Source organism: Streptomyces odontotermitis, assembly GCF_050510915.1.
Taxonomy (GTDB): domain Bacteria; phylum Actinomycetota; class Actinomycetes; order Streptomycetales; family Streptomycetaceae; genus Streptomyces.
In genome coordinates, this window is record NZ_JBNJLS010000001.1 from 895183 (window position 1) to 910363 (window position 15181).

Sequence of the window (15181 nt, forward strand, 5' to 3'; positions counted from 1 at the left end):
GCACCCTGCGCCCCCGGCGCCCATGGCACCGTGTGGGCCATGACGCATACCGCACTCGTACACCGCCTGGAGATCGACGGCGCGGCCGCCACCGCCGACCGGCTGCTCTGGCCCGCCCTCGTCAACGACGGGCACTTCACCGCGATGCAGGTCAGGGACGGCAAGGTGCGCGGGCTCGCGCACCACCTCGAGCGGCTCGACGGCGCGACCCGGGAGCTGTTCGGGCGCGAGCTCGACGGCGGCCACGTCCGGCGGCTGATCCGGCACGTGCTCCGCGACGACCTCCCCGACGCCTCCGTACGCGTCTATGTGCACGCGCCCGACGACGAGCCGTCCGTCATGGTCACCGTCCGCGCCCCCGCCCAGATGCCCCCGGACGCGCAGGCCCTGAAGTCCGTGCCCTACCAGCGCCCCGTCGCGCACATCAAGCACCTCGGCGGCTTCGGCCAGACCCACCACGGGCGGCTCGCGCGGCGCGCGGGCTTCGACGACGCGCTGCTCACCGGGGTGGACGGGACGATCAGCGAGGGCGCCGTCACCAACATCGCCTTCTTCGACGGGGCCGAGGTCGTCTGGCCCGACGCCCCCTGCCTGGAAGGCATCACGATGCAGCTCCTCGAACCGCGGCTCGCCGGGGCCGGGCTGCCCACCCGGCGCGGCCCGGTGCGGCTCGGGAACCTGTCCGCGTACGCCTCGGCCTTCGTCACGAACGCGCGGGGGATCGCGCCGGTGCGGCGGATCGACGAGGTCGACTTCGTGGTGGACGAGAAGCTGATGGCCGCGGTCGCGGAGGTCTACGACGCGGTGCCGTGGGACGAGATCTGAGGTCGGCTCAGATCTCCGGGCGGGGGCCGGGGGCGCCCGGGTCACCCGTTCACAGGCGCGCGGGCCAGGCTTCGGGCGGAGCTCCGCGACACGCCGTATGACCTGCCGGAACGTTGGCGATGGAGCGTCGGGCGAGCGCCCGTATCCGAGTTTCTGATGGCCCATCAGGAGGCGTGGGCCGCCGACTGCCACTTACCTCGGTAGGGCCGGGGTGCGGGCCGCACCCCGCGCCCCCTGGTCGGGTCTCTCGGAGGAGCAAGCCCATGACGCGCAAAGGCCGCCGCCCGCTCACCACCGCCGTGCTCACCGCCGCGGCCGCGGGTCTCTTCGCCGCTCCCGCGTACGCGGCGGGTCCGGGCGGCGGCACCGGCGCGGGTGGCCTGGAGGTCTATCCGGCGACGGTCACGCCGGGCACGACGGTCACCGTGAACACCACCGCCTGCGGCGCGGGCGGCACCGCGACGGGCGACGCGAGCGCGGTCGGCGCGGGCACCTTCACGCTGGCGCCGAGCACGCACGAGGAAGACGCGATCGGGCAGTTCAGGGTGCCGCCGTCGGCACAGCCCGGCACCTACGAGATCGTCGCGAAGTGCGCGGGCTCCGGCGCGGGCGGCAAGCAGGTGGCGGGCGACCTGATGGTCACGGTCACCTCCACGGCCAGCGCCCGCGAGCAGTCCCCCGTCCCTCCGAAGGGACACGTCAAGACGGGGGTCGGCGGCGCACTCGGCCCCGACCCCGTGCAGACCGCGGCGGGCGTGGCGGCACTGGCCGTCGCCGCCGCGGGCGGTACCTGGCTCCTGCACCGCCGGGCGAGAGGCGACAGGATCTGACGGACACCCTCCGCTGTCCACCGGTACCGCCGTCCCCCTCCGGGCCCGCCGCCATGCGCGCCCGGAGGGGGCCTACCCGACCCGGAAGGGGACGAACTCATGCGACGTGCCCCGAGCAAGAAGAGGGTCGTACTCGGGAAGAGCGGGAAGAAGAGGGTCGCGCCCGGCAGGAAGCGGGTCAGCACCTGTGTCATAGGGGCGATCACCGTCCTCGCGCTCGGCTCGGGCGCCTGGCTCGTGGTCAGCGGCCAGGAGGGGCACCCGCCCCCGCAGCCCTCCGCGGCCCAGGCGGCGCGGGCCCACGACGGCCACGACTCCCCCGCCGCCGTCTCGCTCCAGCCGCTCCCGCCCTCGCCGCCCGACCGCATCCGCATCCCCTCCCTCCAGGTCGACGCGCCCCTGATGGGCCTCGGCCTCACCCGCCAGGGCAGCCTCGACGTGCCGCCCGCGGCGAAGACGAACCTCGCCGGGTGGTACGAGGCGGGCACCACGCCCGGCGAGACGGGCACCGCGATCGTCGCCGGGCACGTCGACAACGAGCGGGGGCCCGCCGTCTTCTACGAGCTGGGCGGTCTGGCGCGGGGCCGCACGGTGGAGGTCGACCGGCGGGACGGCACGGTGGCCGTGTTCACGGTGGACGCGGTCGAGGTGTACGACGCCAAGGACTTCCCCGACGAGAAGGTGTACGGCCCGGCGCGCCGCCCCGAGCTGCGGGTCATCACCTGCGGCGGGGCCTACTCGAAGCAGACCGGCTACCAGGGCAACGTGGTGGTGTTCGCGCACCTCACGGGCAGCCGCTAGCGCCCACGGGCAGCTGTTGGCGCGTCACGCCACCCACTGCTCGTACGCCATCTTGATCACCAGGCCGACCACCGTCGTCAGGAGCACGACCCGGACGAAGCCGCTGCCCTTCTTCAGGGCGGTGCGCGCGCCGAGGGTGCCGCCCGCGAGGTTGAAGACGGCCATCAGACCGGCCAGTTGCCACAGGATCGCGCCCTGCCAGGCGAAGGTCGCGAGGGCGCCCGCGTTGGTGCAGCAGTTGACGATCTTCGCGGTGGCGGAGGCGGAGACCAGGTCGAGGTGGAGCACGGCGGTCAGGGCGAGCACGAGGAAGGTGCCGGTGCCGGGGCCGATGAGCCCGTCGTAGAAGCCGATGCCGAGGCCCGCGATGCCGATCGCGGCGAGGATGCGCCGGGGCGAGGCGGGGCCGGTCGCGGGCGCGGTCCCGAAGGCGGGCTTCAGGATCACGAAGGCTCCGACCGCGACGAGCACGACCATGATCACGGGCTTCAGCACGTCGGTGCTCATGCCCGCCGCGAAGAAGGCGCCGCCCATCGAGCCGAGGAGCGCGGCGAGCCCGATGCGCACGGCGGTGCGGACGTCGACGGGGGTTTTCCGCACGTACGTGACCGCGGCCCCCGTCGTCCCGACGATCGCCACGGCCTTGTTGGTGCCGAGGGCGTGCGCGGCCGGGGTGGAGCCCGGCAGGCCGAGCAGCAGGGCGGGGAGCAGCAGCAGTCCGCCGCCGCCGACCACGGCGTCGATCCAGCCCGCCGCGAGGGCGGCGAGGCAGAGGACGACCACCGTGGTCAGAGATATGTCGGGCATGATCGCGACCCTATGGACGCGATACGTGGGACGTCCATGGAAACAGGGAGAGTTGAGCGGCTTCTGAGGTTTCCGTTTCGGCAGGTGAGATGCGCTCCTCGCGGGCGGTCAGGGCGCCGCCTGGGGTTCGGGGGTCGTGACCGGGGTGCGGTCGGGGGCGGGGGGTGCCGTCGGGTCGACCGTGAGGGCGAGGGCGGTCGCGACGAGGGCGCTGGCCCCGGCCAGGCCCGCGGCGAGGCGGCGGCGGGCCTGGAGGGTGGGGCCGGGGCCGGGGGTGGCGGGTTTGCGGTGGCGTCCCATGAGGGCGTCGGCTCTCCGTGAGTGGCGGTTTCAGACTTCAGACGTCAGGTTTCAGATTTCAGATTTCAGAAGCTGAAACACTCCGCGTGGATGCGCTCCTCGGGGACCCCGGCCCGCACCAGCGCCGCCGTCGCCGCCGCCGTCATGCCGGGTGGCCCGCACAGGTACACGTCGTGCTCGGCGAGGCCGGGCACGAGGTTGCGCAGGGCCTGCGGGGCGAGGGGGTCGAAGGAGGCGTCGGAGCGGCCGAGGAGGTAGTGGAGCGCCGCCTGCCGCCCGCGCGCGATCTCCTCCAGCTCCTCCTTCAGTACGAGCTGCTCGGCGCTGCCCGCCCGGTAGAGCAGGGTGATGTCACCGGGGCCGCCCGGCAGCGTCTCGAAGAGGGCCCGCATGGGCGTGATGCCGACGCCGCCCGCGAGGAGCAGCACCTTGCGCCGGGTGCGGCGGTGCGCGGTGAGGGCGCCGAAGGGGCCGGTGGCGAGGACCCGGGTGCCGGGCCTGAGGCGGCGCATGCGGCGGGTGTGGTCGCCGAGGGCCTTGACGGTGATGCGCAGGGTGTCGCCGCGCACCGGCGCGGAGAGCGAGAAGGGCAGCGCCGTGTGCCAGAGCCTGCGCTGCAGGAACCGCCAGCGGAAGAACTGACCGGGCTCCGCGCGCAGTTCGTCGAGGCCGATGCCCTGCATGACGACGGAGACGACACCGGGCCCCTCCACGCGCACGTCGAGGACGCGCAGGCTGTGCCGCAGGGCCTGGCGCACGGGCACGACGAGGCGGTACCAGACCAGCAGCACGGCGACGGTCGCGTGCAGCATGGCCCACAGCCACACGGTCAGGACGCTGCCCGCGACGTCGGGGCCCACGACCTGGTGCGCGAAGGCGAGCCCGGCGCCGAGGTAGGTGAGCAGGTGCAGGGCGCGCCAGGTCTCGTGCGGGATGCGGCGGCGGGCGGCGCGGGCGCTGCTCACGCCGACGGCCACCAGCAGCGCCGTCCCCGCGCCGGCCGCGGCGAGCCCCGGGTAGCCGAGCAGGTCGAGCCCGGCGGAGAGCAGGTCGGTGCCGGTGTGCGCGGCGTAGCCGCAGAGGGCGAGCAGGGCGTGGGCCGTGCAGAGCGAGAGCACGGAGCGGCCGCCGAGGGCGTGGCGGCGGGCGAGCCGGTCGGCGCCGACGCCGTGTTCGAGGGCGGGGACGCGGGCCATCAGGAAGAGCATGACGAGGATGCCGTAGCCGGCGAGGAGGCCGGTGAGGTGAGCGCCTGTCGCGCAGAGCGCGTCGAGCCGGGCCGAGGGTTCGACCTGTACGGCCCAGAGGGCGGTCACGAGGACGGCTCCGCCGAGGATTCCGGTACGGAGGCGGGTGGGCGAGATCCTCAGCGGCCGGACCTCGTGCGTGCGTGCCCTCGCCTTGGGCTTCGGGCGCCGTACCTTTTCGGCCGCACCGCCGTCGTGGTGCTTTCGTTGGGACGGGAGCCGCCCTGCGGCACGACTGCCCGCAGCAGGGTTCTGCCGCAGGTACGCGCTCAGCGCGGGGTACGCGTCTGTCTGGGGCTCGGCCTCGATCGTCACGACCGGCACGCTAAAGCCTTCGTGAGACTGAAAGGGGCTGGTCAGGCCCTCGGGGCGGATCCTTAAGGTCCCCTTGAGGAACGGCTCAACGGACCTTAAGCAAGAGCCCGGAAGAGCCCCGGAAAAGCCCCGGAAAAGCTCCGGAAGAGCTCCGGAAGAGCCCTCACACCCGCTGCCCCGCAGGGCTGAGGCACGCGTTCCCCCGAGGAAACAGAAGGGATCCCGACGGGTAACACCCGCCCCGCACGCTGCGGTTCATGACCTCGAAACAGCGCGTGGCGGTGATCGGCGCCGGGCTCGCGGGCGTCCGGCTCACGCAGCGGCTCGCGGACGCCGGACACGAGCCCGTGCTCATCGGCGACGAGCCGCACGCCCCGTACAACCGCGTGCTGCTCGCCGAGGTGCTCGCGGGCCGCTACGGACCCGAGCTGCTCGCCCTGCCCACGCCCCGCGCCGAGCACCTGCGCACCCGCGTGGTCCGTGTCGACCGGGCCGAGCGGGTGCTGCAGTGCGAGGACGGGGCCGTCGTCCCGTACGACACGCTCGTCCTGGCCACCGGCTCCAACCCGGTGCTTCCGCCCCTGCGCGGCCTTTTCGCGCCCGGTGCCCGTGAGCTGCCCGGCGGCGTGCATCCCTTCCGTACCCTCGACGACTGTCTGGCCCTCGCGGACGCCGTGCGGCGGCCGGGGGTGCGGGCCGTCGTCATCGGGGGCGGGCTGCTCGGTGTCTCCGCGGCGCGCGCGCTCGCCTCACGGGGTGCGCAGGTCGTCGTGACGCAGCAGGGCGACCGGCTGATGGAGCGCCAACTCGATCCCGCTGCTTCGGAGTTGGTGCGGCAGTACCTGGCCGGGCTCGGGGTCGAGGTGCACACCGAGTGCCGGGTGCGCGGCGTGCGCGTCGAGGACGGGGCGGTGCGCCGCGTGGAGCTCGCCGACGGCTATCTGCTGGACGCCGACGTGGCGGTGCTCGCCTGTGGTGTGCGTCCCCGGGTCGGCCTCGCGCAGGCGGCGGGCCTGGAGGTGCGCCGGGGCATCGTGGTCGACGACCGGCTGCGCACCAGCGACCCGCACATCCGGGCCATCGGCGACTGCGCCGAGCACGCCGGCCAGGTGCACTGTCTGGCCGCGCCCGCCCTGGAGCAGGCCGAGGCCCTCGCCGCCCAGCTGACGGCGCCGGACGACGCGGCCCCGCCGCCCGCGTACCCCGGCACCCGCTCCCTCACCCGGCTGACCCTGCACACGGCGGCGCCCGATGCGGCGCCCCTGGAGCTCGCGGCGTTCGGGGACCCCGAGCCGCGCCCCGACGACGACGTGATCCAGCTCGCGGACGCCACCCGCGGGACCTACCGGAAGGTCGTCGTGCGCGGCGACCGGCTCGTGGGCGGGGTGCTGTTCGGCGAGCTGTCCGCCGTCGGCTCGCTCGCCCGCGCCTGGGAGGACGACGACCCGCTGCCCGCCGAGGACGCCGGTGCCAGCCCCCTGCTCCACCTGCTCACCAACGACGGAGGCCGCTGACATGCCGACACCCGCTGACATGCCGGAGACCACGGACATGCCGAAGACCGCAGACCACCGCCCCACGCTCGTCCTCGTCGGCCACGGCATGGTCGGACAGCGCTTCCTGGAGGCCGCCGCCGAGCAGGGCGTCACGGCCACGCACCGTGTCGTGGTGCTCTGCGAGGAGCCGCGCCCCGCCTATGACCGGGTGCACCTCACCTCGTACTTCTCGGGCACGAGCCCCGACGAACTCTCGCTCGTCGAGCCGGAGTTCATGGCGAAGCACGGCATCGAGCTGCGCCTCGGCGACCCGGCCGAGCACATCGACCGGTGCGCGAAGACCGTGCTCGCGCGCTCCGGGGAGACCTTCGCGTACGACACGCTGGTGCTCGCCACCGGGTCGTACCCGTTCGTGCCGCCGGTGCCCGGCAAGGACGCCACGGGCTGCTTCGTGTACCGCACCATCGAGGACCTGCTGGCCATCGAGGAGTACGCGAAGGAGCACGCCACGACGGGCGCCGTGGTGGGCGGCGGGCTGCTCGGCCTGGAGGCGGCGGGCGCGCTGCGCGGGCTCGGACTCGCCACGCACATCGTGGAGTTCGCGCCCCGGCTGATGCCGCTCCAGGTCGACGAGGGCGGCGGCGCCGCCCTGCTGCGCACCATCGAGAACATGGGCCTGGACGTGCACACGGGCGTGGGCACCCAGGAGATCGTCGCCGGTGCGGACGGCGCGGTGACCGGGATGTTGCTGTCCGACGGCTCCGAACTCGCCGCGGATCTCGTGGTGTTCTCGGCCGGGGTCCGCCCCCGCGACCAGCTCGCGCGCGAGGCGGGCCTCACGGTCGGCGAGCGCGGCGGCATCACCGTCGACGAGCGGTGCCGCACCAGCGACCCGGACGTGTTCGCGATCGGCGAGTGCGTACAGGCGGCCGACGGCCGGGTGTACGGCCTGGTCGCGCCCGGGTACGAGATGGCCGAGACGGCGGCGGCCGCCATCGCGTCCGGCGGGGCGGGCGAACCGGCCTTCACCGGGGCCGACCTGTCGACCAAGCTGAAGCTGCTCGGCGTGGACGTCGCCTCGTTCGGGGACGCGCACGGCGCCGCCGACGGGTGTCTCGACGTCGTCTACGCGGACTCCCGCTCGGGCACGTACAAGAAGCTCGTGATCGGCGCGGACGGCGCGCTGCTCGGCGGCGTCCTGGTGGGCGACGCGGAGGCGTACGGGACGCTGCGCGCCCTGACGGGTTCGGTGCCGCCGGTCGCGCCCGAGCAGCTGGTCCTTCCGGCCGGGGCGGGCTCGGGCGCGGCGCTCGGCCCGGAGGCGCTGCCCGACGACGCGGTGGTCTGCAACTGCCACAACGTCACCAAGGCCGCCATCCAGTCCTGCGCCACGCTGCCCGAGGTGAAGAAGTGCACCAAGGCCGGTACGGGCTGCGGCAGTTGTGTGCGTCTCATCGGCCAGCTCCTGCCGCAGAGCGGCGACACGGGCCTGTGCGGCTGCTTCGGGCAGACCCGGCAGGAGCTGTACGAGATCGTGCGCACGCTGCGCCTCACCTCGTACCGCGAACTCCTGGACCGCTACGGGCGCGAGGAGGCGCGCGGCGGCGACGGCTGTGAGGTGTGCAAGCCCACGGTCGGCTCGATCATCGCCTCGCTGGCCCCGACGATCGGCGCCGACGGCTATGTCCTCGCGGGCGAGCAGGCCGCGCTCCAGGACACCAACGACCACTTCCTCGCCAACCTCCAGAAGAACGGCTCCTATTCGGTGGTGCCGCGCATCCCCGGCGGCGAGATCACCCCGGAGAAGCTCATCGTGATCGGCGAGGTGGCGCGGGACTTCGGGCTCTACACGAAGATCACCGGCGGTCAGCGCATCGACCTGTTCGGCGCGCGGGTCGAGCAACTGCCCGTGATCTGGGCGCGGTTGGTGGAGGCGGGCTTCGAGTCCGGGCACGCGTACGGCAAGGCGCTGCGCACCGTGAAGTCCTGTGTCGGACAGACCTGGTGCCGCTACGGCGTGCAGGACAGCGTCCGCATGGCCATCGACCTGGAGCTGCGCTACCGGGGCCTCAGGTCCCCGCACAAGCTGAAGTCGGCGGTGTCGGGGTGCGCCCGCGAGTGCGCGGAGGCGCAGTCCAAGGACTTCGGCGTGATCGCCACCTCGAACGGCTGGAACCTGTACGTCGGCGGCAACGGCGGCGCCACCCCGCGCCACGCGGACCTGCTGGCCCAGGACCTGTCGGACGCCGAACTGGTGCGCCTCATCGACCGGTTCCTGATGTTCTACATCCGCACCGCAGACCGCCTGGAGCGCACGTCGACCTGGCTGGAGCGGATCGAGGGCGGCCTGGACCACGTGCGCGACGTGGTGGTGCACGACTCGCTCGGGCTCTGCGCCGAGCTGGAGGCCCTGATGGCCGACCATGTCGCCCACTACCGGGACGAGTGGGCCGAGACCCTCGACGACCCGGAGCGCCTCGCGCGCTTCGTCTCCTTCGTCAACGCGCCCGGGGTGCCGGACCCGACGGTCCAGTTCGTCCCGGAGCGCGAGCAGATCAAGCCGGACCTGCCGTTGCTGAGCATCGGCTCGCGACCCCTGGAAGGGACTGTTGCGCGATGACCGTCGCACCCGAGAAGACCGACCTCTCGGTCCAACTCCTGCTGGCCGAGGACTGGTTCACCGCCTGCGAGCTCTCCCTGCTCACGCCGGGGCGCGGCGTCGCGGTGCTGCTGCCGGACGGTGCGCAGGCCGCGGTGTTCATGGACCGCACGGGCCAGGCGTACGCACTCGACAACCGTGACCCCTTCACGGGAGCGGCGGTGCTCTCCCGGGGCCTGCTCGGCTCGGCGGACGGCCGCGCCTTCGTCGCCTCCCCGCTGCTCAAGCAGCGCTTCGACCTGGAGACGGGGCGGTGCCTGGACGACGACGAGGTGTCGGTGGCGGTGTACTCGATCAGGGTCGCCTGATCCCGGCCTCCGGATTTCTTGACCGATCGTTCTCGATAGCCGTAGAGTCGCATCCGTGGCCAGGACCAAGGAATTCGACCCTGAAGCCGCGCTCCAGTCGGCCCTAGAGCTGTTCTGGCGGCGCGGCTACGAGGCGACGTCGATGGCGGACCTCGTCGAGCACCTCGGCGTGGGCCGCGCGAGCATCTACGCGACGTTCGGCAACAAGCACGAGCTGTACCTCAAGGCCCTGGAGCGCTACGGCGAGGCACAGGGCCCCCGGCTCCTGAACGAGCTGTCGCAGCCGGGGCCCGCCCTGCCCGCCGTGCGTGCGGTGGTGCGGCGCTTCGCGAGCGAGGCGACCACCGAGGAGGGCCGCCTGGCCGGCTGCTTCATCACCAACACGGCCGCCGAGCTGGCCCCGCACGACCCGGCCGCGGCCCGCACCGTCGAGCGCAGCTGGGAGCAGCTGGAGACGCTGCTGCACTCCGCGCTCGTCCGCGCCCAGGCACAGGGCGAGCTGCCCGAGGACCGGGACGCACTGGCCCTCGCCCGCACGCTGCTGGTGCTGATGCAGGGGGTGCGCGTGGTCGGCAAGGCCACGCGGGACCCGGCCCGGGTGCGGGCGGCGACGGAGCAGGCGCTGGCCCTGCTCGACTGACGCCCGCAGGATTCCCGCACGAGCACCCGCCGAACTCCCGCATGCACCCTTGCCCCCTTCTCCATGCCCTCATACTGAACCGATCGTTCAAGAAAAGAGCACTGTGATGACGACCCAGACCGCCACCCCCCGCGTCCGCTTCTCCGGCCGCACCGCCCTCGTCACCGGCGCCGGTTCCGGACTCGGCCGCGCCATCGCGCTCGCCTTCGCCGCCGAGGGCGCGAACGTCGTGCTCGCCGGGCGCACCGAGGCCACCCTGAAGGAGACCGCCGAGCTCGTCGAGGGTCCGGGCGAGGTTCTCGTCGTGCCCGCCGACGTGACCAGCTCCGCCGACCTGGCCGCCCTCGTCGCCGCCGCCGTCGAGCGCTTCGGCTCCCTGGACGTGGCCGTCAACAACGCGGGGATCCTGCGCGCCGGGCAGCCCGCGGCCGACCTCCCCGAGGAGGACTGGCGCACGATGCTCGACATCAACGTCACCGGCGTGCTGCTCGCCCTGCAGGCCGAGGTGCGGCAGATGCGCACACAGCCGGGCGGCGGCGCCATCGTCAACATCGGCTCCACGCTCGGCGCCCACACCAGCAAGCCGGGCACGAGCGCGTACGGCGCCACCAAGGCAGCCGTCTCGGCGCTGAGCCGCGCGGCCGCCGTCGAGCACATCCGCGACGGGGTGCGCATCAACACGGTCAGCCCCGGCTCCTCGGACACCTCCATGTCCTTCCAGCCCGGCGAGACCGAGGCCGACCGCGCGGCGCGCATCAAGGAGACCAACCCGCTCGGCCGGGTCGCCAGGACCGAGGAGGTCGCCGCGGCGGTCCTGTACCTGGCGGCGGAGGAGTCCGGCGCCGTGGTCGGCGCGGACCTGGTGATCGACGGCGGCTCGCACGCCTGAGCGCCGAACCGGAAGGGGGGCGTCAGGGCGGCTGTCCGCCCGGCCGTCCTGACGTAGGCTCTCCAGCGCACTTACTCATCGGTAAGAAGTGTGGAGGGATCCCCCATGACGGGCTGGAACGCGAGCGACATCCCCGACCAGGGCGGCCGCACCGCCGTCGTCACCGGCGCCAACAGCGGCCTCGGCTATGTGACGGCACGCGAACTGGCCCGGCGCGGCGCCCACGTGGTGCTCGCCTGCCGCTCCCGGGCCCGCGGCAACCACGCCCTCGACCGGCTGCGCGCCGAAGTCCCCGCCGCCGAGGCCGAGTTCCGGCCCCTCGACCTGGGAGACCTGTCCTCCGTACGGGAGTTCGCGGCGGCCTTCGGCGAGCGGGCCGAGGGGCCCGAAGGGACCGAGGGGCGGCTCGACCTGCTCGTCAACAACGCGGGCGTGATGGCCCTGCCGTACGGCCGCACCGCGGACGGCTTCGAGACCCAGTTCGGCGTGAACCACCTCGGCCACTTCGCCCTGACCGGGCTGCTGCTCCCCCTGCTCCTGCGCACCCCGCACGCCCGCGTGGTGAGCGTCTCCAGCGGACTGCACGCCCTCGCCGACATCGACCCGCGCGACCTCAACAGCGAGCGCCGCTACCGGCGTTGGGTCGCCTACGGCCGCTCCAAGACGGCGAACCTGCTGTTCGTCCACGAGCTGGCCCGGCGCCTCGCCGCGACCGGCTCCGACGTGGTGGCGGCCGCCGCCCACCCCGGCTACGCCGCCACCAACCTCCAGACGGCGGGCCCCCGCCTCGAGGGCCGCCGGGCGGCGGAGCGCGTCGTGGAGCTCGGCAACCGGATCATCGCCCAGCCCGCCGAGACGGGCGCGCTGCCCCTGCTGTACGCGGCCACGGCGCCCGGCGTCCGCCCCGACTCCTTCACGGGTCCCCGTGTCGCGGGCCTGCGCGGCGCCCCGGCCCCGTCGTGGCGGGCCCGGCGCACCCGTGACGACGCGCGGGCCCGGCGGCTGTGGGAGGAGTCGGAGCGGCTGACCGGGGTGACGTACGAGGAGCTGAAGTCCTCGTGAGCGGGCGGGCCGGGAACCCGTAACTCCCGGGCAGCGGAAGGCGGTTCGCCCGCGGCCGCCGCGAGGGGATGCGTCCGCCGCCCGCCCTCAGCTGTCGCGGGCTTCCTCTCCCGTGAGCCCCGGAGTGAGCCCCGACGCCTCGAAGACCGCCCGTGCCGCCTCCGCGTCGGCGCGGTCCGTGAAGCGGTGCAGGACGGTGACGCCGGTGCGCAGCAGCCCGCGTGCCTGGGCCTCCCGGGCGCCCCGGTCCAGTCGGTGCAGGAGCAGCGGGTTGTCGGTGAGGACCTTCGGGTCGAGCTCCACGCGGTTGCCGAGGGAGTCGCACAGGACGAGCCGGGCCGCGACGCCGCCGTCCAGGCGGACGGCGGTCAGCAGACCCGTGCAGACGCGGCGGGTGCGCAGCAGTCGGCGCACCGCGAGCCAGCCGGGGCCCGCGGTCACCCGCGCCGGGTGGAGCACCACGTGGAGGAGAGCCGAGAGTCCCGCCCAGAGCGCGGCGCGGGGCCAGGTCAGCGTGGTGTTGGCGCCGTCGACGATCAGGACGAGGACGAACAGGGCGAGCGCGCAGAAGACCGCGGCCCGCACCTCGCCCGCCCAGGTCCGGTCACCGACGACGTCGGCCGCCGCCCCGGCGTCCGTACCGGCGTCCCCTCCGGTGTCCGCAGCAGCGCCCGTACCGGGCTGTGTGCCGCCCCTGCCGCGCGCGACCCCGAGTACGGCCCCGCGCACGACGCCCCGCGCGGTGCCCCGCGCCCTCGTCCTGTGAAGTCCCATGTGCCGCACGGTAGGACGGTGGCCCGTCCGCGTCAGGGCCGTTGACGCGGCGCATATCCCCGGCGGCCGCTCCTTGACGGCGCCCTGACGGACTCATCAAGGAAGCGTCAGGATGCACACAGCGGGCGCAAAGGAGCTGACAACAGCGCGCTTTCATGCCGCGCGCCCCGCTCACGCTGGCCTCTCCTGCTGTCGACACCGTGCGCCGGACGGCCGTCTCCCTCCGGTGCACGGGAGCCCGAAAGGCCCGCCCATGACCACTGTCTCCGAGACCCCCTCCGCCGCCGCGACCCAGGAGCCGCCCGATACCGAGGCGGAGCGGGCGGGCGACGAGCACCGGCTGACCGCGCTCCAGGGGCTCGCCGCGCTGTCCCTGGACGCCATGGCCTCGGTCGCGTACGGGCCCGAGGCGATCGTCCTCGTGCTCGCCGCGGCGGGCGGCTACGGGCTCGGCTTCACGCTCCCCGTGACGCTCGCGATCGCCGCGCTGCTCGCCGTCCTGGTGGCGTCCTACCGCCAGGTCATCGCCGCCTTCCCGGACGGCGGCGGCAGCTACGCCGCCGCGAAGACGCACCTCGGGCGGCGCGCCGGCCTGGTCGCCGCGGCCTCCCTGGTCCTCGACTACGTCCTGAACGTCGCGGTCGCCGTCACCGCGGGCGTCGCCGCCCTCACCTCCGCCTTCCCCGAGCTGTACGGCGACCGGCTGTGGATCTGCCTGACGGTCCTGGTCCTCATCACCGCCGTGAACCTGCGCGGCATCGTCGACTCGGCGCGCGTCTTCATCGCCCCGACCGCCGTGTTCGTCCTCGCGATCCTCGCGATGGTCGCGGTCGGCCTCTTCCGCGACGGACCGGCCTCCACCGAGGCCGCCGAGGGCCACGCGTCGGTGCTCGCCTCGAACGCGACGTCGGTCGGCGCGCTGCTCCTCCTCAAGGCGTTCGCGTCCGGCTGCTCCGCCCTCACCGGCGTCGAGGCGATAGCCAACGCCGTGCCGTCCTTCCGCTCCCCGCGCGTCAAGCGCGCCCAGCACGCGGAGGTGGCCCTCGGCGCGCTCCTCGGCGCCATGCTGATCGGCCTGTCCGTGCTGATCTCCCGCTTCGGGCTCCAGCCCGTCGAGGGCGTCACCGTCCTCGCGCAGCTCGCGGACGCCTCGCTCGGCCACAACTGGGCTTTCTACGTCGTGCAGTTCGCGACGATGATCCTCCTCGCCCTCTCCGCGAACACCTCCTTCGGCGGCCTGCCCGTCCTGATGAGCCTGCTGGCCCGGGACAACTACCTGCCGCACGTCTTCGCCCTCAAGGCCGACCGCCAGGTGCACCGCCACGGCGTGCTCGCCCTCGCGGCGGCGGGCGCCCTCCTCCTGGTCTTCTCGGGCGGCGACACCAACACCCTGGTGCCGCTCTTCGCGATCGGCGTCTTCATCGGCTTCACCCTCTGCCAGACCGCGATGGTGCTGCACTGGCGGCAGACGAAGCAGTACGCGAAGGCGGCGCTCAACGGCTTCGGCGCGGTCCTCACCGGTGTCTCGGCCGTCGTCGTCACCGCCACCAAGTTCACCGAGGGCGCCTGGCTGATCGTGCTCGCGCTGCCCGCGATCGTCCTCTCCTTCGAGGCGGTGCACCGCGCGTACGCCCGCATCGGCGAGCGCCTCGGCCTCGGCCGCATCCCCGAACCCCCGCACCGCGACCACTCGCTGGTGATCGTCCCCGTCTCCCACCTGTCCCAGGTCACCTCCGAGGCCCTCAACGCCGCCGTCTCCCTCGGCGACGAGGTGCGCGCCGTCACCGTCACCTACGACGACCCCGACGACCGCCGCGCCACCGACGCGCTGCGCCGCGACTGGGAGCTGTGGCGCCCCGGCGTCGACCTGGTCGAACTCCCCTCGGACACCCGGACGGTGGGCCGCCCGGTCGCCGAGTACGTCCAGCGGATCTACCGCTACCACCCCGGTACGCGGGTCACGGTCCTCATCCCGGAGGCGGAGCCCGCCCACGTATGGCAGCGCCTGCTGCAGAACCAGCGGGGCGCGGTCCTGGCGCACGCGGTGCGACGGGACACGGACGCGGCGATCTGCCGTCTGCGCTTGCGCTGCTGAGGCCCGTACGGCGGGCCCGTACGGCGGGCCCGGCCGCGGTACGGACACCGGCCGACGTGACGGCCGGACCTCGCCATACCCCCGCAACACCCCTGTCGTAATTCCCCCTCATGGTTGATCGTTAGGGCGTCAG

At 73.8% G+C, this 15181-nt stretch carries 14 protein-coding genes; 10 read left to right on the top strand and 4 right to left on the bottom strand.

Going from position 1 to position 15181, the window contains the following annotated elements:
- The first annotated feature begins 39 nt into the window (after positions 1 to 39).
- The 3 genes from ACQB60_RS04145 to ACQB60_RS04155 all read left to right on the top strand — a co-directional run bounded on the left by ACQB60_RS04145 (position 40) and on the right by ACQB60_RS04155 (position 2456).
- Positions 40 to 825: an aminotransferase class IV family protein gene (locus tag ACQB60_RS04145; RefSeq protein ID WP_496924401.1), complete on the top strand. Its 786-nt coding sequence runs from the start codon at positions 40 to 42 to the stop codon at positions 823 to 825.
- A gap of 263 nt (positions 826 to 1088) precedes the next feature.
- Positions 1089 to 1655 carry a GVDTG sorting domain-containing protein gene (locus tag ACQB60_RS04150; protein WP_496924402.1) on the top strand — a complete coding sequence of 189 codons (567 nt, stop codon included), beginning with the start codon at positions 1089 to 1091 and terminating at the stop codon, positions 1653 to 1655.
- A gap of 99 nt (positions 1656 to 1754) precedes the next feature.
- Complete coding sequence (locus ACQB60_RS04155) at positions 1755 to 2456, top strand: class F sortase (RefSeq protein ID WP_496924403.1); 702 nt, start codon at positions 1755 to 1757, stop codon at positions 2454 to 2456.
- A 24-nt stretch (positions 2457 to 2480) separates the two neighbouring features.
- On the opposite strand, the gene ACQB60_RS04160 is transcribed toward ACQB60_RS04155, so the two are convergent.
- From ACQB60_RS04160 to ACQB60_RS04170, 3 genes are all read right to left on the bottom strand, one after another.
- Positions 2481 to 3263, bottom strand: coding sequence for a sulfite exporter TauE/SafE family protein (locus ACQB60_RS04160; protein WP_384831179.1), 783 nt, complete (start codon positions 3261 to 3263; stop codon positions 2481 to 2483).
- Between the two features lie 108 nt (positions 3264 to 3371).
- Positions 3372 to 3563: a hypothetical protein gene (locus tag ACQB60_RS04165; RefSeq protein WP_496924404.1), complete on the bottom strand. Its 192-nt coding sequence runs from the start codon at positions 3561 to 3563 to the stop codon at positions 3372 to 3374.
- Between the two features lie 65 nt (positions 3564 to 3628).
- Positions 3629 to 4933, bottom strand: coding sequence for a ferredoxin reductase family protein (locus ACQB60_RS04170; protein ID WP_496924774.1), 1305 nt, complete (start codon positions 4931 to 4933; stop codon positions 3629 to 3631).
- 449 nt (positions 4934 to 5382) lie between these two features.
- Here ACQB60_RS04170 and ACQB60_RS04175 point away from each other — a divergent pair, with 449 nt between their 5' ends.
- From ACQB60_RS04175 to ACQB60_RS04200, 6 genes are all read left to right on the top strand, one after another.
- Entirely contained in the window at positions 5383 to 6639 is a 1257-nt protein-coding gene (locus ACQB60_RS04175; RefSeq protein ID WP_496924405.1) for an NAD(P)/FAD-dependent oxidoreductase, read from the top strand.
- A gap of 37 nt (positions 6640 to 6676) precedes the next feature.
- Entirely contained in the window at positions 6677 to 9241 is a 2565-nt protein-coding gene (gene nirB / locus ACQB60_RS04180; protein WP_496924775.1) for a nitrite reductase large subunit NirB, read from the top strand.
- On the top strand, positions 9238 to 9588 hold the full coding sequence (gene nirD / locus ACQB60_RS04185; RefSeq protein ID WP_496924406.1) for a nitrite reductase small subunit NirD: 351 nt from the start codon (positions 9238 to 9240) through the stop codon (positions 9586 to 9588). Before nirB ends, nirD begins: the two co-directional genes overlap by 4 nt.
- A gap of 55 nt (positions 9589 to 9643) precedes the next feature.
- Positions 9644 to 10228, top strand: a complete 585-nt coding sequence (locus ACQB60_RS04190) for a TetR/AcrR family transcriptional regulator (RefSeq protein ID WP_496924407.1) — start codon at positions 9644 to 9646, stop codon at positions 10226 to 10228.
- Positions 10229 to 10334: 106 nt separating this feature from the next.
- Positions 10335 to 11117, top strand: coding sequence for an SDR family NAD(P)-dependent oxidoreductase (locus tag ACQB60_RS04195; RefSeq protein ID WP_496924408.1), 783 nt, complete (start codon positions 10335 to 10337; stop codon positions 11115 to 11117).
- A gap of 105 nt (positions 11118 to 11222) precedes the next feature.
- Positions 11223 to 12179 carry an oxidoreductase gene (locus ACQB60_RS04200; protein ID WP_496924409.1) on the top strand — a complete coding sequence of 319 codons (957 nt, stop codon included), beginning with the start codon at positions 11223 to 11225 and terminating at the stop codon, positions 12177 to 12179.
- An 87-nt stretch (positions 12180 to 12266) separates the two neighbouring features.
- Here the strand turns inward: ACQB60_RS04200 and ACQB60_RS04205 are convergent, their stop codons facing one another.
- Positions 12267 to 12953, bottom strand: coding sequence for a hypothetical protein (locus tag ACQB60_RS04205; RefSeq protein ID WP_496924410.1), 687 nt, complete (start codon positions 12951 to 12953; stop codon positions 12267 to 12269).
- Between the two features lie 253 nt (positions 12954 to 13206).
- Here ACQB60_RS04205 and ACQB60_RS04210 point away from each other — a divergent pair, with 253 nt between their 5' ends.
- On the top strand, positions 13207 to 15048 hold the full coding sequence (locus tag ACQB60_RS04210; RefSeq protein ID WP_496924411.1) for an APC family permease: 1842 nt from the start codon (positions 13207 to 13209) through the stop codon (positions 15046 to 15048).
- The last annotated feature ends 133 nt before the right edge of the window (positions 15049 to 15181 follow it).